Annotated in this window: 18 protein-coding genes and 1 tRNA gene; 5 read left to right on the forward strand and 14 right to left on the reverse strand. The window is 59.6% G+C overall.

Annotation, left to right across the window (positions count from 1 at the left end; genetic code table 11):
- Nucleotides 1–46 precede the first annotated feature (46 nt).
- A complete protein-coding gene (locus ED21_RS07230; RefSeq protein WP_006833210.1) occupies nt 47–943 on the reverse strand; it encodes a family 16 glycosylhydrolase in 897 nt (298 codons plus the stop codon).
- 197 nt (nt 944–1140) lie between these two features.
- Here ED21_RS07230 and ED21_RS07235 point away from each other — a divergent pair, with 197 nt between their 5' ends.
- Genes ED21_RS07235 through ED21_RS07245 form a run of 3 tightly spaced genes read left to right on the forward strand, consistent with a single transcriptional unit; the run spans nt 1141 to nt 5559 of the window.
- Complete coding sequence (locus ED21_RS07235) at nt 1141–3045, forward strand: M1 family metallopeptidase (protein WP_006833211.1); 1905 nt, start codon at nt 1141–1143, stop codon at nt 3043–3045.
- Nucleotides 3046–3103: 58 nt separating this feature from the next.
- Nucleotides 3104–5197, forward strand: coding sequence for a bifunctional (p)ppGpp synthetase/guanosine-3',5'-bis(diphosphate) 3'-pyrophosphohydrolase (locus ED21_RS07240; RefSeq protein WP_006833212.1), 2094 nt, complete (start codon nt 3104–3106; stop codon nt 5195–5197).
- Complete coding sequence (locus ED21_RS07245) at nt 5194–5559, forward strand: VOC family protein (RefSeq protein ID WP_006833213.1); 366 nt, start codon at nt 5194–5196, stop codon at nt 5557–5559. The genes ED21_RS07240 and ED21_RS07245 overlap by 4 nt, the downstream gene beginning before the upstream one ends.
- 69 nt (nt 5560–5628) lie before the next feature.
- On the opposite strand, the gene ED21_RS07250 is transcribed toward ED21_RS07245, so the two are convergent.
- Together ED21_RS07250 and ED21_RS07255 are read right to left on the reverse strand one after the other, a co-directional pair.
- On the reverse strand, nt 5629–5946 hold the full coding sequence (locus ED21_RS07250) for a DUF1905 domain-containing protein (RefSeq protein WP_006833214.1): 318 nt from the start codon (nt 5944–5946) through the stop codon (nt 5629–5631).
- A complete protein-coding gene (locus tag ED21_RS07255; protein WP_006833215.1) occupies nt 5943–7004 on the reverse strand; it encodes a peptidylprolyl isomerase in 1062 nt (353 codons plus the stop codon). The genes ED21_RS07250 and ED21_RS07255 overlap by 4 nt, the downstream gene beginning before the upstream one ends.
- 277 nt (nt 7005–7281) lie before the next feature.
- Between ED21_RS07255 and ED21_RS07260 the strand changes: the two genes are divergently transcribed.
- Nucleotides 7282–7372 (forward strand) — tRNA-Ser (locus ED21_RS07260).
- A 238-nt stretch (nt 7373–7610) separates the two neighbouring features.
- Here ED21_RS07260 and ED21_RS07265 read toward each other — a convergent pair.
- The 4 genes from ED21_RS07265 to ED21_RS15365 all read right to left on the reverse strand — a co-directional run bounded on the left by ED21_RS07265 (nt 7611) and on the right by ED21_RS15365 (nt 11447).
- Nucleotides 7611–9275 (reverse strand): recombinase family protein, encoded by a 1665-nt coding sequence (locus ED21_RS07265; RefSeq protein ID WP_006833216.1) that lies wholly within the window; start codon nt 9273–9275, stop codon nt 7611–7613.
- Complete coding sequence (locus ED21_RS07270) at nt 9272–9688, reverse strand: DUF2924 domain-containing protein (RefSeq protein WP_006833217.1); 417 nt, start codon at nt 9686–9688, stop codon at nt 9272–9274. The genes ED21_RS07265 and ED21_RS07270 overlap by 4 nt, the downstream gene beginning before the upstream one ends.
- A complete protein-coding gene (locus ED21_RS07275) occupies nt 9688–9921 on the reverse strand; it encodes a DUF3489 domain-containing protein (protein ID WP_006833218.1) in 234 nt (77 codons plus the stop codon). Before ED21_RS07275 ends, ED21_RS07270 begins: the two co-directional genes overlap by 1 nt.
- A 578-nt stretch (nt 9922–10499) precedes the next feature.
- A complete protein-coding gene (locus tag ED21_RS15365) occupies nt 10500–11447 on the reverse strand; it encodes a hypothetical protein (RefSeq protein ID WP_156787371.1) in 948 nt (315 codons plus the stop codon).
- A gap of 407 nt (nt 11448–11854) precedes the next feature.
- On the opposite strand from ED21_RS15365, the gene ED21_RS07280 reads away from it, so the two are divergent.
- Nucleotides 11855–13483: a calcium-binding protein gene (locus ED21_RS07280; RefSeq protein WP_006833221.1), complete on the forward strand. Its 1629-nt coding sequence runs from the start codon at nt 11855–11857 to the stop codon at nt 13481–13483.
- Between the two features lie 440 nt (nt 13484–13923).
- Here the strand turns inward: ED21_RS07280 and ED21_RS07285 are convergent, their stop codons facing one another.
- The 7 genes from ED21_RS07285 to ED21_RS15945 form a co-directional block, all read right to left on the reverse strand.
- A complete protein-coding gene (locus ED21_RS07285) occupies nt 13924–14445 on the reverse strand; it encodes an FxDxF family PEP-CTERM protein (RefSeq protein ID WP_006833222.1) in 522 nt (173 codons plus the stop codon).
- 166 nt (nt 14446–14611) lie between these two features.
- Nucleotides 14612–15511 (reverse strand): glycosyltransferase family 2 protein, encoded by a 900-nt coding sequence (locus tag ED21_RS07290; protein ID WP_006833223.1) that lies wholly within the window; start codon nt 15509–15511, stop codon nt 14612–14614.
- The gene (locus ED21_RS07295; protein ID WP_050784732.1) at nt 15504–16127 is read right to left on the reverse strand and encodes a CatB-related O-acetyltransferase; all 624 of its coding nucleotides are present in this window, start codon (nt 16125–16127) and stop codon (nt 15504–15506) included. Before ED21_RS07295 ends, ED21_RS07290 begins: the two co-directional genes overlap by 8 nt.
- Before the next feature lie 21 nt (nt 16128–16148).
- Entirely contained in the window at nt 16149–17483 is a 1335-nt protein-coding gene (locus ED21_RS07300; RefSeq protein ID WP_083800396.1) for an ATP-binding protein, read from the reverse strand.
- Between the two features lie 163 nt (nt 17484–17646).
- Nucleotides 17647–17883, reverse strand: a complete 237-nt coding sequence (locus ED21_RS15780) for an XrtV sorting system accessory protein (RefSeq protein ID WP_083800397.1) — start codon at nt 17881–17883, stop codon at nt 17647–17649.
- 129 nt (nt 17884–18012) lie between these two features.
- Nucleotides 18013–18183 carry a DUF2236 domain-containing protein gene (locus ED21_RS15370; protein WP_156787373.1) on the reverse strand — a complete coding sequence of 57 codons (171 nt, stop codon included), beginning with the start codon at nt 18181–18183 and terminating at the stop codon, nt 18013–18015.
- A gap of 119 nt (nt 18184–18302) precedes the next feature.
- Nucleotides 18303–18659: a DapH/DapD/GlmU-related protein gene (locus ED21_RS15945; RefSeq protein ID WP_304411938.1), complete on the reverse strand. Its 357-nt coding sequence runs from the start codon at nt 18657–18659 to the stop codon at nt 18303–18305.
- Nucleotides 18660–18971: the final 312 nt, after the last annotated feature.

Consider the following 18971-nt stretch of genomic DNA (forward strand, 5'->3'; position numbering starts at 1 on the left):
CCCCGCCTAATCGACAGCGAGCATCACGTGTTGCGCCACGCGCAAGTTACTCGGGCGCGTAGACCCGGACCCAGTCGACCAGCATCTCGACCTCGCCCCGCTTCACGGCTTCGACCGTTTCGGCGGGTATGCCGTTGTAGGGCGCTTCGATCCGGTTCGTCTTGAACGGATAGGCACCGCCCATGGCGAAGTTGAGGATCAGGTATTTGTCGTTGTCGAAACGCCATTCGCCATAGTTTTCGACCATTGGCCTGGTAACGCGATAATGGAGATGGTCGTCGATCAGGAAGTCGATCTGGTCGGCGGTCCATTCCACGGCGTAAGTGTGCCAGTCGGTCACATCGACGCCATCGGGGAAGAAGAACTTGTTCACCAGCGGCGTCTCGCCAGAATAGCCAGGCCCGTGCAGCGCCACGCCGATCCAGTCCTTCTCGCCGACATATTCCATGATGTCGATTTCACCCGTGCCCGGCCACTGGTCATTGCCCAGAAGCCAGAAAGCGGGCCAGACGCCGACATTGTCGGGCATCTTGATGCGCGCTTCGGCGCGGCCGTGTTCGAAGTCGAACTTGCCCTGGCTTTCGATCCGCCCCGAGATGAAGGGCGCGTTACGTTCTTTCTTGGGGTCCGCGCCGGGCTTGAACACCGGACGCAGGATCAGCGCGCCGCCCTCCGCGCCGGCAGCGTCATCGGTGAAGGCGATCACTTCAGGAGTGTCGACATAGGCCTGTTGTTCGTTGTTGACCCAGAAATCGGTCCCGATGACGATCCACTTGTCCCGGTCGAGCGTGCCGTCGTCGAACTCGTCGGCGAAGATCAATTGACGTTCGGGCGCAATCGCCTCGGCTAAAGCGGAGCCGGCGTCGGACGGGTGCGCGCAGGCGGTCGTCGCGACGCCAATAGCAATCGCGAACGGTAGGGCGAAAGTCGAATAGCGGTTCATCTGGGCCTCCCCAAGCTCGTTGTGAACGTTCACAAGTTTGCGTACTATACGCGTTGCCGCTGCTTTTGCTAGCGCGTGGATACGTTTTCAAGGGTTCGACAACGCCGGGGGTGGAAAGCCGAGCAGGGATCGTCGATAGGGCGGGGCGATTGATAAAAAAGCCGGCCCCGTCCCGCAAACCCATCCGGAGAGTATCCATGCGTCGCATCACTGCCAGCCTTGCTATCCTGCTCGCCACTGCCGCCTGCACTACCGCGACCAGCGAACCGGTCGTCTCGACCGCTATTCCCGAACCGATGGTGTCGCCGATCCTGTCGGGGCCCGAAGCGCTGGACACGCTGACCTATGCCGAACCGCAGAAGGCCCGCGTGACCCATGTCGCGCTCGACCTCGGTCTCGACTTCGCCGCACAAAGGGTAGGGGGTTCGGCCACACTTTCGCTGCTGGTGCAGCCGGGCGAAGAGACGCTGGTGCTCGACAGCAACGGGCTGCAGATAGCAAGCATCACTGATGCCTCGGGCCGCGCGCTGCCTTATGAAATCGGCGAGAATGTCGAGAAGGGCGGCAAGGGCGCCCCGCTGACGGTCGCGCTGAACGGCGCGCGCACCATTCGCATCGATTACACCGCGCCCGCCGACGCTGCCGCGCTGCAGTGGCTCACGCCCGAACAGACCTCCGGCAAGGTCCATCCCTTCCTCTTCAGCCAGGGCCAGGCGATCCTCAACCGCACCTGGATCCCGACGCAGGACAGCCCCGGCATCCGCCAGACCTGGGAAGCGCGCATCACCGCGCCCAAGCCGCTCGACGTGGTGATGAGCGGTGTGAGGCAGGGCGAACCCGAAGACCTGGGCGATGGCCGCCGCGCCTTCCGGTTTATGATGGACAAGCCGGTCCCACCCTATCTGATCGCGCTCGCTGCGGGCGATATCGACTTCAAGGCGATCGGCCCGCGCACCGGCGTTTGGGCGGAACCCTCCGTCCTGCCGCGCGCCTATGCCGAAGTGGCCGATACAGAGGAGATGGTTGAAGCCGCCGAGGAGCTTTACGGTGAATACCGCTGGGGGCGCTACGACATGATCGTCCTGCCGCCCGCCTTCCCCTATGGCGGCATGGAAAACCCGGTGATGACCTTCCTCACGCCGACCTTCATCGCCGGCGACCGGTCCAACAATGGCCTCGTCGCGCATGAACTGGCGCATAGCTGGTCGGGCAACCTCGTCACCAACGCCGTGTGGGGCGACAGCTGGCTTAACGAAGGCGTGACGACCTATTTCGAGAACCGCATCGTCGAGGCCGTTTACGGCAAGAAGCGCGCCGAGCAGGAAGCCGCGCTGATGTATGCCAACATCGTCGAAACGCTGGGCGAGGTCGGCGAGGATGCGCCGGGCACCGCGCTCAGCACCGAAGGCGAATACGAGCTCGGCAGCGCGATCGCCTATGACAAGGGCGCCTTCTTCCTGCGCACGGTCGAGAGGATCGTGGGACGCGAAAGGTTTGACGCATGGCTGCAGCAGTGGTTCGACAACCACGCCTTCCAGCCCGCTACCAGCGAGCTGTTCCTCGAGGACATGATGGAGAATCTCGTCGCGTCCGAAGCCGAGGCCGAACGCCTCGCCTTGCGCGAATGGATCTTCGAGCCGGGCCTGCCCGCCAATGTCGCCAAGCCCGATCCTGCGGCCTTTGCCGAAGTCGATGCCGCGGTCGACCGTTATGCGGACCGCGGCATGATGCCGTCGGCCTGGAGCAGCTGGACCGCTGCCGAGCAGATCCGTTTCCTCGACAACCTCCCCGCCGAACTCAGCCACGACCAGCTGGCCGCGCTCGATTCCGCGCTTGGCCTTTCGGCGACGGGGAACAATGAGATCCTGTTCCTCTGGCTCGAGATGGCGCTGGAGAACCGCTACGATCCCGCCGTTCCGCAGGCCGAGCAATTCCTCGCCACCGTGGGCCGCGCCAAGTTCGTCCGCCCGTTGTTCGGCGTGTTGTGGAACGAGGGCGACTGGGGCCGGCCCATTGCGACGCGCATCTACGCGAAGACGCGCGACAGCTACCATTCGGTCACCCGCGCCGGCGTCGACCGGGTGATGAGCGCAAGCGATTAGTCACAACGCTCTTTTTGCGTTGCAATAGAACCGGCTTTTCCGCCATCGTGCTCCTGCGATGCTGCGCCAGTACGAACTCGTAGAGCGGGTCCTCGAATACGACCCCGACGCCGACGAGGCGATGCTCAACCGCGCCTATGTCTATACCGTGCAGAAGCACGGCACCCAAACGCGAGCGAGCGGCGATCCCTATTTCAGCCATCCGGTCGAAGTGGCCGGGCTGATGACCGATCTCAAGCTCGACCAGGAAACCATCGCCACCGCGCTGCTCCACGACACGGTCGAGGACACGCTGGCCACCATCGACGATATCGAGGCCAATTTCGGCCCCGAGGTCGCGCGGCTGGTGGACGGGGTGACCAAGCTCTCCAAGATCGAGCAGATGCCCGAAAACGAGCGTGCGGCGGAGAACCTGCGCAAGTTCCTGCTCGCCATGAGCGAGGATATCCGCGTGCTGCTGGTGAAGCTGGGTGACCGGCTGCACAACATGCGCACGCTGCACTTCATCAAGAAGCCGGAAAAACGCCAGCGCATCGCGCGCGAGACGATGGATATCTACGCCCCGCTGGCCGAGCGCGTGGGCATGTACGAATATATGCGCGAGATGCAGCTGCTCGCCTTCGAGCAGATCGAGCCCGAAGCCTATACGACGATCACCAAGCGCCTGCAGCAGATCCGCGACGAGGACGGTGGGCAGGTCGACGCGATCGCGCTCGACATGAAGCACGCGCTCGCCAACGCCGGGCTGCAGGTCGAGGTCTCGGGGCGCGAGAAGCATCCCTATTCGATCTGGCGCAAGATGGCCGAACGCCATGTCAGTTTCGAGCAGGTGACCGACATCATGGCCTTCCGCGTCATCTGCGACAATGTGGCCGATTGCTACCGCGCTATGGGTGTCCTGCACACGACCTGGCAGTTCCTGCCGGGCAAGTTCAAGGACTACATCTCCACGCCCAAGACCAACGGTTATCGCAGCCTCCACACCTCGCTGATCTACGGCAAGTCGATGCGCGTCGAAGTGCAGATCCGCACGCGCGAGATGCACCGGACCAACGAGTTCGGGCTGGCCGCGCACTGGGCCTACAAGCAGGCGGAGCGACCCGACGGACAGGTCGGCTGGCTGCGCGACCTCATCGAAATCGTGGATGCCAGCCATGATGCCGAGGAACTGCTCGAACATACCCGCATGGCGATTTACCAGGATCGCATCTTCGCCTTCACTCCAAAGGGCGCGCTGTTCCAGCTGCCCAAGGGCGCGACCGCGGTCGATTTCGCCTTCGCGGTGCATACAGAGCTGGGCACGCAGACGGTGGGTGCGAAGATCAACGGGCGGCACATGCCGCTGCGCACGCAGCTCAACAACGGCGACGTGGTCGAGATCCTGAAGGGCAAGGATGCCGAGCCGCAGATGAGCTGGCTCGGCTTCGTCATCACCGGCAAGGCGCGTGCCGCCATCCGCCGTGCCGTGCGGCAGAAAGAGCGCGCCGAAGTCGCCGAGATCGGCGCCAAGCTCTATGACGAGATCGTCACCCGCGTGCCCGCCAAGATCGGCAAGAAGGCGCTGCGCGACGCGCTCAAACGGATTGAGATGGAGGAGCCGGACGACCTCTTCTACGCTATCGGCGCGGCCAAGATTACCGATCGCGCGGTGATGGAGGCGCTCCTGCCCGGATCGACCGAAGGCATGGCGGAAGAGGACGACGAATGGCTGCGCAGTGGCAAGTCGCTCTCGATCCGCGGGCTGACGCCGGGGGTGGGTTATGATCTTGCCACCTGCTGCCACCCCGTCCCGGGTGACCGGATCGTGGGCCTGCGCCAGCAGGACAAGGTGGTCGAGGTCCACGCGATCGACTGCCACCAGCTGGCGACGGGGATCGACAGCGACTGGCTGGACCTCAGCTGGGGCAAGCGCTCGCGGGGTGCCGTCGGGCGGCTGCGCGTGACGCTGTACGACCGGCCGGGCACGCTTGCCGAAATGGCGGGAATTTTTGCGCAGAGCGTCGTCAACGTTAAAAGCCTCGAGCAAACCCAGCTCGACCATCCCTTCACGACCTACGAGGTCGATCTCGAAGTACAGGACCTGGCGCATCTCACCCGCATTCTCAGCGCCCTGCGCGCCAGCGATGCCGTGGCACAGGCGGAGCGCGCGTGACCCTCATCACCGGCATCGACCATGTCCAACTGGCCATGCCGCATGGCGGGGAGCCGCATGCGCGCGAGTTCTGGACCGGGCCGATGGGCCTCGACGAGGTCGAGAAGCCATCGCACCTCGCGCTCAACGGCGGCTGCTGGTTCGAAGGGGAGGGGATCACGATCCATTGCGGGGTTGAGGACGCCTTCCTACCCGCGCGCCGCGCCCACCCCGCGCTGCTGGTCAAGAACCTCGGCGCGCTGGTCGCGAAGCTGGAAGCCTGCGGAGTGGGATTCAAGCAAGGCAAGGCGCTCGAAGGCTATCGCCGGGGCGACATCAAGGACCCCTTCGGCAACCGCATCGAACTGATGGAAAAGCTCTAGTCGCGCCGACTGCGGAGGAGCTCCGCGCGGCGGTCACCCAAGCGAGACGCTCGTAGTGCTGGCCGCGCCTCAAAGGACCTTCAGCTCGAGGTCTACCGGGTCGTCGAGCGAAAGGCCCTCGGCGCGCATGACCTTCTTCGAGACCAGCAGCACCCATTCTCTCTTCTGACGCTGCGGGAAGACGGACGTCTTCCAGCGCGTTGCGCCGATGCGGGCCATAACCTTGACCGAACCGAAGCCGCGGCGGCTGCCGTATTCGAGCCGGTGCAGCCGCTCGTGCATGGCCAGGCTCTCGGCAGTCTCGCCGGTGATGGTCACCAGGTGGTAGGTGCCGCGCTCCCCCCGCCAGCGTTTCAGCGGCAGGGTGCAGGCCAGGTTCTCGTTCACTCGGCCACGCGGCGGATCGGCACGGGGATATTGCAGATGTCGACCCCGCCCGCCGCGACATTGAAGAACGGATCGCGACGGTTGGCGCGCGCGTCGGCATAGCGCGCGAAGGTCTCGCCCGAGGTGTCGAGATATTCGAACACGGGCCGCTCGTCCTCCGGCAGGTCGGCGGCGACGCGCACGGTGAGGATCGGCGTGCGCTTGTTCTCGTCCTCGTAGAAGCCGAGCGTCCCCTTGCCGCGCGGCAAGCTGGAGAGGTGCTCCATGCCTTCCACGATCCGGCCGACCAGCGCGATGTTGCGGTCGAGATGGCGCGGGGCGTGGCCGATGACGGTGTAGAGTTCCGCCCCGGTGCCTGCATCGGGCGAATAATTGCGGCCTACGCCGACCATGCCGTAGCAATGGACGGGCCAGACCTGAGCGGTCCCCTCGTTCTCGTCCTCGCCATAGTTCGACGCCAGCGGCCAGCCGTCATAGGGCAGCGAAAGCTGGGCGTAGGGATCGGTCAGCCCGTTGGCGAGGATCATCCCCGCCGTGGCGTCGCCGGTGATGATCGGCTTGTCGGTTTCCAGCGCCCGCGCCCGCTGGCTGTCGGCGAGGAGTCGCGGCAGTCCGATCGCCTCGGCAGCGACCGCATAGTCGCCCTCGCTGGTTTCGCGCAGGCCAACGGGCAGGCCCTTGGGCTCGCCGTCGCTTTCGGGATTGTCGTAATTGGCATCGCCCCACTGGACGACATAATTGTCCTGCACCCGGTTGACCGTGATGTCGTCGAACCAGCCGCTGCGCGCGAAGGTGCGGATATTGGCGGTCCAGGCTTCGCCGAAGGGGGCGGGCATGAGCTGGATGATTACCTTGCGCGCGCTGCCATCCGCGTCCGGCGCCAGCGTCATCACGACAAGATCTTCGGCGGGAATGGCGATCCATTCCTCGGCGCGTGCCGTCTCCACAATCTCGCCGGGGCTGGGGAAGTTCTCCGCCTTCTCCTGCGCAAGGGCCGGAGCGAAGGCGGGGAGGGCGAGTGCGAGCGCGGTCGCGAGCGAAATCAGGGGTTTGGTCATAGGCGGCAGCTTGGCACTGGAAGCGCCGACAGAAAAGCCCCTTCGCGCGCGTTTTAATGGGCGGGAAGGGGCTCTGTGGCGATGTTCGCAGGGAATGCCATTCCGCGCAGCACCGCGACTTGGGGGATGTACCACGACAATGGCCGTAAGGACCAGCCGGTTCCCTCAATTCATCGCATTTCTCATCGCGAGCGCTGTTGCGCGCTCCCCCAAACGCCGCTAGAGGCGCGCCTTCCTGCATGGCCTGTCGCTGCACACGACAGCGCAATCGGGATGCGGAGCAGTGGCCGAGTGGTCGAAGGCGCACGCCTGGAAAGTGTGTATACGGTAACCCCGTATCGAGGGTTCGAATCCCTCCTGCTCCGCCACCTATAAGTCATTGATAGAGAAGGGCTTTCTTCGTCGCGGAATGTCGCGCAGTTCTGCGCCATTCGGCGCCGGAAGTGGTCAGCCAGAGACCGCCTCGGACGCCGTACAGCGGCGAAACCCGCCATCATTCTCTGCGCCCTCATTCCGAGGTACCAGTTTCGCACCACTACGGGACTGATGCCCCAACGAAGTCGAGCGGCAGTCGCCCGCCACTCGTCAATCGCTCTTCTCTCGAATCTACGCGTCGAGCAGAAACTCTTCCTGTTTACTCCACGCCAGCGGCAGTTCGCTCAGGCCAAGCAGCTTTTTCGCATCGAGATCGACGGGCTGTTTTCCGGTAACGATCGCCTCGACAATCCTAGGCGCCAGAAAATTCAGCCGCACAACGCGAGAGGCGTAGGAACTAGTTACCTGCTGCTCGCGCGCGAGCGCCGAGACCGTCAGCTTGCGGTCCAGCATCATCTGCCACCACGTGCGAGCGCGATGGAGCAGCTTCAGCAGATGCTCCTGCGGCTCACCCTCGATCGACTTCGACAAGCCGTCCTGGATCAATCGAACAGCGCGACCGCTGCGCCGAAGGCTCGCCGCGACGGTGAGGGCTGGGTTGGTGGTGACTTGAGAAGTTGGGGCGATCGAGAGTAAGCTGCAAAGGCCCGTCGCAGATAGCTCTATCACCAATTGCGAGGGCCCGATGGTGATTTTCTCGATGCAAATTCGCGCTGCGGCTCGCTCACGCTTCTGCAGCCTCGTCGCCAAGCTCGCTGCGCGACCACCGAGAACTGCAACAGTGTCAGGGGCAAGCTCGACGCCAGCCTTGGCCAACAAGCCGAGCGGTTGTTCGACCTCCTGCGCGAGCGCACCGCACACGAGCTTCTCCAGTTCGAGCGCAGGAATGCGGAGGGTTTGCTGAGCTTTCTGGATGTCGCCCTCGCCGCTTTTTCCGATGTAGTAGCGGTAGCGCTTCGCCGATTTTATTGCATGACTCGCGATCAGCGCGTTGCCTTCGCTGTCGAACACCTTTCCAGCCAGCAGACTAGGCGAGCTTGCAGTACTCGCCTGCTGCTCGCCTTGGGTATTGGCTTCGAGCTGTGCCTGCACTCGGTCCCACGTCTCCCGATCAATGATGGCGGCATGCTGGCCTTCGAAGATCTCGCCCTTGTGGCAAATCTTTCCGATGTAGATCTGGTTGGAGAGGATCTTGTAGATCTGACCTCGCGTAAACGGCTTGCCGCCCAGCTTGCGACCGGTGCCCGTAACCCGTTCGGGCACGAGGGTACCACCATTGGCAAGCTCATTGACGAGCAGCCTCACATTGCCGACTTCGAGATAGCGATCGAAGATGTTGCGGATGAGAGCAGCGTGATCTTCATCGATCGCCAGCGTTCTGCCGTTAGCCCGATACCCGAGCGGCACCACGCCGCCCATCCACATGCCCTTGGCCTTGGAGGCAGCGATCTTGTCGCGGATGCGCTCGGCGGTGACCTCGCGCTCGAACTGCGCGAACGAGAGGAGCATGTTGAGGGTCAGCCGTCCCATGCTGGTGGTGGTGTTGAACGATTGCGTGACCGACACGAAGCTGACCTCTGCCTTGTCCATCGCTTCGACCAGCTTCGCGAAATCAAGTAGCGAGCGCGTCAGCCGGTCGACCTTGTAGACCACCACGATGTCAATCATGCCTGCTTCGATATCTCCCAGCAGCCGCTGCAGCGCTGGCCGCTCCAGTGTTCCGTCCGAGATGCCGCCATCATCGTAGATTTCGGGAAGCTGCGACCAGCCCTCCGAGGCCTGGCTCAGGATATAGGCAGCGCAGGCTTCGCGCTGGGCATCGAGCGAGTTGAAGTCCTGCTCCAAGCCTTCTTCGCTCGACTTGCGGGTATAGATCGCACAGCGAACCTTTTTCATGCTGCCCTTACTTTCTTCTTCAAGCCGAAGAAGGCAGGACCCGACCAGCGCGTGCCGGTAATCGCGCGGGCTACCTCGCTCAAAGAGCGCCACTGTCGCTCGTTCCAGATGATCTCGCCAGTCTCGCCAATCGCGACCACGTGGAGTTTGCCGCCGTACTCGCGCGCAAGCCGCATGCCTGGCCGGAGGTCCTGCGTGATCGTCTTCCCGCTCGCAACCTGATCGAGCCGCTGCCGGATTGTGCGCGGCAGGCCGCGCCCCGCCTTTGATTGCAGCTCATAGGCCACCGCCAGCCGCAGCATCTGCGCGCTGGCCTTCGGGATGGGCCGACCGGTGAGCTTGGCCCACCGGTCGCCGAGTGTCGGCTTGTCCATCGCTGCAAGGGCAGCGAGTTCGTCTATTAGCTCCGCCATCACGCGCTCTTCGTGCTGCGATAGCAGGAGACCTCGCCGCGCTTGTCGCGCTCGATCGTGTGCCCCTTCTTCTTCAGCCCGGTCATCGCTGCACGGGCCGTATGCGGCAGCCAGCCGGTGGCCTTCACCATGTCGTCGAGGGTTGCGCCTTGCTTGCGTTTGAGCAGCGCGATGACCTCGTCGATCTTGGTCTCGCGCTTGGGTGCTGCTGCTGTGTCGGTCTGCTTGGTCATGGGTGATTCTCCTGATCTCAGACGGCACTGTGCCGCCTGCCACCACCCAAGGCCCCGGCTCGCGCGCTGCGTCGGGGCGGCCGCCCGCCTTCAGGGGCTGCGATTCACTGAGAGCACCCATGCTTGCTTTGCTCCAGAAGTCGAATGGTAAGTGGTGGCCTCGCCAATGTCCGCTTCGCGCCCCCATGCCAGACAATCATTGCTGGCTAGACTCACCCCAAAAGCCGCCGCTCAATGGTGCTCTAACCCAAGATGAACGAGCGCGCTGCCCTGAGCTACTTTTTGGTAAGGTCGGGGTTTGCGTCATGCAACAGGATCTCGTGACGCGGGAAAGGAATTTGGATCCTATGATCAGCAAATTTGCGCACAATTTCGATATAAAAAGCCTACAGCGCAAAACACCCATAAAAACTTGGTGAGCCGACACCGCATCAAGGTTAGCTAAGGTTAGAAGGGTGCCGACTCCCGTACCTCTTATCGGTTGTACGCCCGATTTAGTATAAAGGATTGTCTCCGATCAAAAATGGGACACGTCGACTTCGGACGTTCGAATATCCCTCTTCGTTGATCGACAGGAGCTAGATAGCATATCCAAACTTGCTCAAATCCACCGGCACGAACTCTTGCAGCCGGCGGTTCGATGCGCGCACGCCGTCGAGCCGTTCGTTGCCGATTAAGTCGTCTAGCTGTGCCTTTTCGTCCGCCTTGCCGAAGATCGAAGGCACCCGGTAAGAGGCTCGGACGAGAGAATTTCCGAGAAACGACAGAAATGCAGGACCCTCAGGGTTCATCGGTGCCGCGCGGAACAGGTTCGCCAATCGCAGTAATCCGGCTCCGCTGGCCGGAGGGCTTTTTCCGCGCTTTCCTTCGTAGGATGCAGATGCTGGATCTGCTTTCGCTGATACGCCAGCAAACTGGAACAAGTGTTGGAGGAAGCAAGTGCGATCTGCTTGTAAAAGCTCTTGAGGCAATACGATAATCCGGTTCAAACCGAAGAGTGATGCATATCTAAAGACAAGCTTATCGTACTCGAGAAGCGCAGTAGCAAACCAATGATATCCTGGTTCCGGCGTGTGGCGAAGGAATTGCTCGAAGGATTTTCTGCCGCCCCGTTTCAGATACTGTATGTAGACAGACCTCATCCACGGTCCTTGGGCGCGGATGGTGAAGACGATTTTTGCTTGGGGCCAGACGGATTGCAGTCTCTCGGCAAGAACTGCGGAGTCTCGTGATCCGGTGAACATCGTACCAGAAAGAATCTCGGATGAGACGACATCCGTCACGCGAGAATCGAGGGGCGATAGTCTACTGCCGATTAACTCGCGGAATGCTCCGGGATTGAATTCCAAATCGTGTGGCTTCACGAGCAACTCGTGAACTTCCTGATGGCTGCAAAGGTCGTTAAAGATGGTTTCGTTGCTAAAAACGCACTCTTGCAAATAGGTCGTACCGGTTTTGTGAAAGCCCGGATGGATCAGAATTTCGCGATCGGCTTTGCGTGAAATTCGAGACATTTTCAGTTCCACGCTTCCAGACAACTATTGCAGAGACGACCGCACTATCAGATCGGGCATTGACCGAAAGAGATCGACGATACAACCCGCCTCTATGACGCGGCAACCGGAACTCTAGTTGGTGCATAGGCTGCAGGGTATCCCTGAGCACGACGATACTCGATCAGCCTACAGATCGCTTGGGCCAAACCACCCCCGAAGGGGAGATGAAAGACTTCACACTGATAGATGAGCCACCTCGTATCGAAAGTACGTGACGATTGCCGACGGTGATGATCGAAATGATGCGAAATCGTCGATCAATGACCTTCGAAAATCAGTCCCGTTCCGGAACGCATTCAAAACAAAGCGCTTTGGATTCGACAGTTCGCTAAAATTTCGTCACCATCGATGAAATTCGAACGAGAGGAATCCCCGGCATGAGCACCCATTCGCGTAGCGCCCAAACAGGCAAGCCACTTTACCAGCAGATCGTTGGGACCGACGATCCCGAAACGCTGGAAGGGACACCCGAAGCCGACACGATCGAAGCGCGCGGTGGCGACGATACGGTAAATGCCAACCTCGGTGACGACCTTGTTTATGGTGGCTTTGGCAACGATGAATTGAATGGCGAAGACGGGAATGACCAGCTGTTCGGTGAAGCAGGATTTGACCTCCTATTTGGCGGTACCGGCTTTGATCGCCTCTACGGCGGCAACGGTTTCGACCGCCTATTCGGCGAGAATGGGAATGACGTTCTATTTGGTGACGCAGGGAACGATATTCTTCGCGGGGGCAGCGGCCTGGATATTCTCTGGGGCGGGCTAGACAATGATCAGCTCTATGGCGGTGCCGATAACGACGAACTAAACGGCGAAGCTGGAGCCGATCGACTTTTTGGCGATGGCGGAGACGACACGATCCGTGGGGGTGACGGACAGGACTTTCTGAACGGTGCGTTCGGCAATGATATTCTGTTTGCTGGCGCCGGGAGCGATACGGCATTCGGTGGCGCAGGTAATGACAGTGTGTTCGGTGGGATCGGATGGGATTACCTCACTGGCAACGAGGGCGATGACGTCCTCGAAGGGCAAAACGGTAATGATGTCCTTGATGGCGGGTCCGGCATGGACACGCTGAGGGGAGGGAGCGGCAACGATACTCTGCGCGGTGGAGTCGATGACGATACTTTGATTGGCGAACTCGGTGCCGACACGCTCGAGGGCGGTGAAGGCAACGATGTCCTTTCCGGTTTCGATGGCGACGACCAGCTTTATGGTGAAGGCGGTGACGATTTGATTGCTGCGGGCAGCGGCAATGACGCTATCTTCGGCGGAGACGGCAGTGACCAGATCTTTGCCAATGCAGGCGATGACGACGTCGATGGAGGTGTTGGCGCCGATGTCATTTATGGCGCTGAAGGTCTCGACCACATGTTCGGCGGAGCCGGCGACGATTTGATCTACGGTGGAACCCAGGACGATCTACTCTTCGGTGAAGCCGGGAACGACGAACTGCATGGCGGAGCGGACAACGATCAGTTGTTTGGTAACTTTGGAGACGATGTTCTGTACGGCGATGCCGGCAACGACGTGATCTTCGGCCTTGGTGACAACGATGTGATCTTCGGAGGAGCGGGCAGTGACGAGCTCCACGGAGGTAATGGCTCCGATACCTTGAACGGGGGCGCAGGTGCGGATCTGTTCATCATTCAGGACACGCCTAATGGTGATGTTGATACGATACAGGATTTCGCGAGTGCCGAGGATTTGCTGGTGCTTTTCGCCTCCGCCTTCAACTTCAATTACGATGGCTTCCTGAACCCCGATCAGTTTCAACTCGGCACCTCGGCCGATGATGCGGACGATCGCATCATCTATGACCAAGCGACGGGAGATCTCTACTTTGATGCTGACGGAAATGGAGCTGCTGAGCAGATCCTCTTCGCAACTCTGCAGCCCGGTGCGGTGCTAGCAGCCAATGATATCTATGTCACCGACGGCACTATCCCGGTTCTGTCCAATGCTCCGGAAGTGTTGGTGTCATCCGATATGATGTTAGTTTGACGATTATTCTTCCCTCACGAGAAACCCCGGCGCCACGCCGGAGTTTTTGATTTCCTGTCGAGTGTTTGGGGCAGCCGCTAACTCGATAGAAACGGAGAAGGTCCAAAACTTTGATGTTGCTTGGATCAGGCTCCTTGCCAATATCTTGTCGCCGGTGCGGAGCGTGTCTCCACTCCATACCTAGCGGAATTTTCTCTGTGGGCTGGGCGACGAAACCTTCAGTTAGACGTTGGAGCTAACGTGCCGTTAGCCCGGTAAAAAGGAGGGACGGGGATCTCATGATTTCTGTCGGCATGACTGTACGCGGAGACTACCTACCAAACTGAAGCCGTGGGATAGTAGAGCGGAGCAGAATTTGAGGACAAAGCCAAAGGAACTTCAACTTCCAAAAAAAAGGGGGAGGCTGAGCCTCCCCCTTCTTGAATAAGTTTTCCGGTCTCTCAGGCGAAGTTGAACTTCGTCTTCACCGCGACGTCCTTGCGGCGGCGGTAGCGGATCGCGCCACCGATGGCACCGAAGCCCAGGATCATGAGAAGCCAAACGCCCGGCTCGGGCACGCCCGGAGCGAAGGTGACGACACCGCTGTAACCAGCATTGGTGCCAGACGTGCCGTTAACGATCAGTGTCTGCTCACCCGGCTGGGTAAAGAGACGAATGAAGCCACCTTCGACAAAGCCATTGGCTGAAAGATTAAATTCCTGCCCGTTCAGCGTCACCGACGTAAAGTCGATATCGCCAGCCATCGTCACCGCAATCGTAGTGATCGTGGCGGCAGTGGTACCGCTGGTGGGCAGAAAGAACGTGAACATCTGGCTAAATGCCCCGGCCGTACGGACCGAGCCGGTGAATTCGCCGGTCAGCGTGCCAGCATCCTCTTCAAGATCGATAACGGTCGCGGCCTGCGCTGGCGCAGCGACGGCAAAGGTCGCGAGACCTGCCAATGCTAATGCGGTTTTCTTCATGCTTTTCTTCCTCGCTTTAGTCCCTAAAGGAGCGAAAAACCGGCCCTTAGCTCCCGGCACGCACCCTGATGATTCTCAGCTAACAGATAGTTTGTTAACGCTTTGGTAACCTTGAGGCAAGGGCTTAGTTCCCATTTTACTGAATCTTTTCAGCGATCTTGGCGCTTCAAATTTCGAATCCGCGCTTGTTCAGCAATATTCGATGGTAGTCGAAAAATCTCCAGAGCCTAATTTGCGCGAGTGTGCCGAAAGCCCTGGCCCGATCGCGTCGCCGCTCGAGATTTCCCGACGTTGCACAACGTATCGCGTGCGGGACGATGGATAACGGTAGGACCCAAGCTTGAGCAATCCAATTGAAATCGCTCTTCTTCTGGTCCTTCAGGAGGTTATACGTTTCGAGGTCAAGGCGCTGCCATTTTGCCCTCAGCGCACCCCAATCACGCCTTGCCGGGTGACTGACAACCGCATCGTCAGTGTAGAGGATTTCTATTCCCGCGTCCCTCGCTCGGTTACACCATTCCTTGTCCTCCGAAACCTCGGTGCGGAAAGGGCCGATGTGCTTGAAATCCTCTCTTGTGCAAAACAGGTTAGCAGTCACGGTGAAACCGAGTTCACGGACATAGCGTTCATTATTGAATGCGAAAACTCGCTCGAATGCTTCCGGCCCGCTAAGATCGCGCTCGTCCTCTACAGAAACCTTCATGCAACCGCCTACAATGCGGCCTTTCGCGACGAGTTTCAGGCCGCCTGCCAGCCATTCGGCCGCGGGTATACAATCGCTATCTGTAAAGGCCAGCAGACTGCCATTCGCATGGGCCACAGCTGCATTCCGGGCGGGGCCGGCGCCGCGCTCGGCGACATGAACCACTTTCGCCCGATCTCCGGCAACGCGCCTGACTTCGTCGATGCCTTGCGGGCTGTCATTATCGCCCACAATGACCTCGACCCGATAGCCCTCGATGTTTCTTTGGCGGGAAATAGCCGAGAGGCATGTGTCAAGGTTCGCAAGGTCATTAAAGTGAGGAACGATCACGCTGACGCTCGCTGATTCTAGCGCCTCACCCATTGTCCCGGAGCCCCGCTTTGAGTTTGGCGAGCCGCGCCACGTTCGGGAGGAACACGGTGTCGGGATTAGCACTTACTAGTGCGCGAAGATCATCCAAGGACATCTTCCACCATTCGGAAGTGTCCAGTTCATCTTGAACCTCTTTCTCGAAGCGAGAACGGAGAACTTTCGCCGGGTTGCCAGCTACAATCGAGTAGGGGGCAACATCCTTGGTAACGATGGCGCCAGCGCCAATAATTGATCCCCGTCCGATGAACTTGCAGTTTGGCAGAATGACAGCGTAGTGACCGATCCAGACGTCGTCCTGGATAATCAATGGGTCGTCCCAGGTTATATCTTGGTCGACCACTCCGAACTTCTTTTCATACAGGGCCGGATGCGTTGTCATCGCGGAGTATGGATGGTTGATCGGAACGGATCGGACTGTCTTGGCGATGGAACAATAGCGACCGACCTTTATCGGCCCAGGCATTCGCCACTCGTCGAAGCAACCGTACGAATACAGGCCGACATCGATACGATGCTTCTCGCGGAAATACGCACGCAGCGGCTGGCTAGTGGCCTGATTTCTCAGCCAGGCCCACCGTTGCACCTTGTCAGTTAGTCTGGAAATCACTTGCTGCTCCGGTCGCGACAGTCAACGGGGCAATCTCACACGATCGACAGGCTCATCCTTGTCATCCCCCCCCCGAGAGACAAGCAGGATGAAAGGGATCGAGGCCTCTTCGGCAAAGTGAGTCCGTCCTCCCGCCACCTTGAACAGCTCGGCCCGCACGGTCCGATCCAGACGGCCCAACACCGCTTCCGGCAGTACATCGGCATGCTCTGAAGCGGCAATCGCCAATGTCCTCAAGTCGGCAAGGTTGTTCTTTTTCTGCTCGGCCTGGATAACTCGCCTTGCGGTGTCTGAAAGACGCAGACCGATCTCCTCCTCTGCTTCATCCCCTGCGGCCTCGACATCGCGTATATCGACCGTCTGCTTTCCACCTCTGAGCGCGACCAGGGAGGCGTGAAGCGCCAGCAGCTGTGCGATGTAGGGCAAACCTCGGGACCAGGTGGCAAGAAGGTCCAGTGCTTTATTGGAGAATTTAACCCCGCTTCGCGAAGCACCCAGTTCGACAAGATTTCTCGTCTCCCGGTCGGAGAGGCGATCAACAGGTATGCCGATCAGATTCCGTCGGATTGAGGGGATGTGTGAAAACAACGCGGTCAAATTGGACGCGACGCCGGCGATGACAAATTGGACTGTCGCACCCCGATCGGAGAGGTTCTTGATCAATTCCGCAATCTGTTCACGAACTTCGCTGGAGGCGACACGGTCGAACTCGTCGAGAAGAAAGAGAAATTGTGTGCCATGCAGGTTCTCGAATACCGATGTCGCATCGGATACCGACACTTCGCCGGCATGAAAAAGGCTTTCCAAGGTATTGCCCTCTTCTACCACGTTTTCGGTGGGGTCGAAATCTCGGTGAAATAGCAGCGGTATCCTGCCTGCAATTCCTCTGATGAGCGCGTCGAAGCGAGTATCCTTGCCGCATGATGTATAAGACACATAGTAGTCGGCATCGTTGGCAAGTTCTGCGACAATGCGCATCAAGGATGTCTTACCTATGCCTCTGTCCCCATAGAGGACCAGATGGAGGTGCTGGTCCTCCAGAAGGCTCACAATTTTTTCGAGAAGCGCGCGCCGACCTGCAAAGAGGCGAGAGTTGGAAACCGGATGAGATGGCGTAAAGGATTGGCGAAGGCGCTTCATCGCAGATGCGAACTGCGCATCTCCCTGCTTTAAGCCCGCTTTAGAGGAGAAGGATGGAAAGGATGGGTCGCGCCCTATTCGCGAGCGCTGCCTTGTGACCTTGACCGAATGCGGAAGTTCGACATGTGGCGCATGCTCACGCTCGGCGCCGCGTTCGCCTTTGGCATTCTTTCGGCGGAATTTCGACCAGATGCCTGGCTTGTCGTTGTAGCTCATCGAGGCTTCCGAGTTCTTGGCCCTGTCCCAGGCTGTTGTCGCGCATGAGATAACACACTGAATGCGATATTGTTCACTCTAGCGCCGAGGGAATGGTTCTCCTTAAACAAACAAGCTGCCTAGTGCGAGTGATGGACCGCTTCGTCCTGAATTGAGACAGCGTTCAAGTGCGGAGGGGGCGAAGTACCCTTACGACATATGCTACTACGGCTATGAGGATAGCAACGGCAGCCAAGTCGTAACCTTCATTGCCCACATAATTGGCTAGGGCGCACCCTACGGCCGGCGGCAGATAATGCCATATGGTGTCGGGTGGTTCATCCATCGATGAGCGCTGCAAAAACAATGTGATTAGTCCTGCGAAGAGCAGGATGGTGACCCAATCAAAAACAGTTTCCATGACCCGCCACCCAAAAAGCTCCTAGTGCGATCGGTTCTAACCGCAATCACGTTCAGGGCAAGGTCTATTCACCGAAGCAAATAGAAACGAACGCTCTTTGTCGCAGGAGGCAGGCACTCGGGGTCGGGATTACTTCTTTGCGGCGATCGGATCGTCCCAATCGAGGCCAAGCTCGTCGCGCAGGCGATCATGCAGAAGTCCCACGGATCCGCCTGCTGCAAATGTCTTTGCAGGCTGGGGTGTCTTTCCCGCACCTTCTTCACTTTGCTGGAACAGCCGCTTCAACGCATTTTGAACCATCTGAAACTCCTATCCCGTCCACCATTGGAGCCAAATCGTTAACAGGTGCTTACCATGCGGTCTCTTGCCGCGCCAGACAGAAAAGTAGGGCGGGTCAGTTTCCCTGTGCTTGCAATCGCTTAGTGAACGCTTGGCCCTACGAGCATGCCGAAGTGCCCGGTTCGTATTCCGGACTTCACCACGCGCGCTGGATTGCCTGCGACAAGAGATCGATCGGGGACGTCCGACGTCACCACGGAACCCGCCGCGACGATGCAGTGATCACCGATCCGGATGCCGGGAAGTATGATGCTCCCCGCGCCGATGAAGCAGTGTGATCCTATATGCGTATCGACGTGGCGCGCCTTCACGAAATCATGCGTAAAAATTTGCGCCATGGGCGTCACGATCGTTTCGCGCCCGATATGTATTCCTCGCGGATTGGTGAAATCGAGCCGCGCCTTGAGGGAAATGCGCGATCCTTCCCCAATGGTCATACCCCAGACCTTTCGCAAATAGGCGCGGCGAAACCCCGCCATTCGCCGGTGAACGGCAGTTCTCAATTTCTTTAGAATCTCACCGATCATATCCAAGGGCCCCTGCAAATGATGCCGCAATAATACCCGTGATCGTAGCGTCAACGGCGTCAGATCAGGGGTCTGTCCGCAACGGATAGTGTCTCGCTGTGGGACAATTGCGAAAACTCAGGGATTTGGCTTCACTTTCGGCAACAGAACGGTTAACAACTGGGCAACGGCTCGAATCGGTTCGTCGATCTACCACGACAGCAATCGTAAACGGAGTCGCGA

The organism is Erythrobacter sp. SD-21, assembly GCF_000181515.1.
Taxonomy (GTDB): domain Bacteria; phylum Pseudomonadota; class Alphaproteobacteria; order Sphingomonadales; family Sphingomonadaceae; genus Qipengyuania.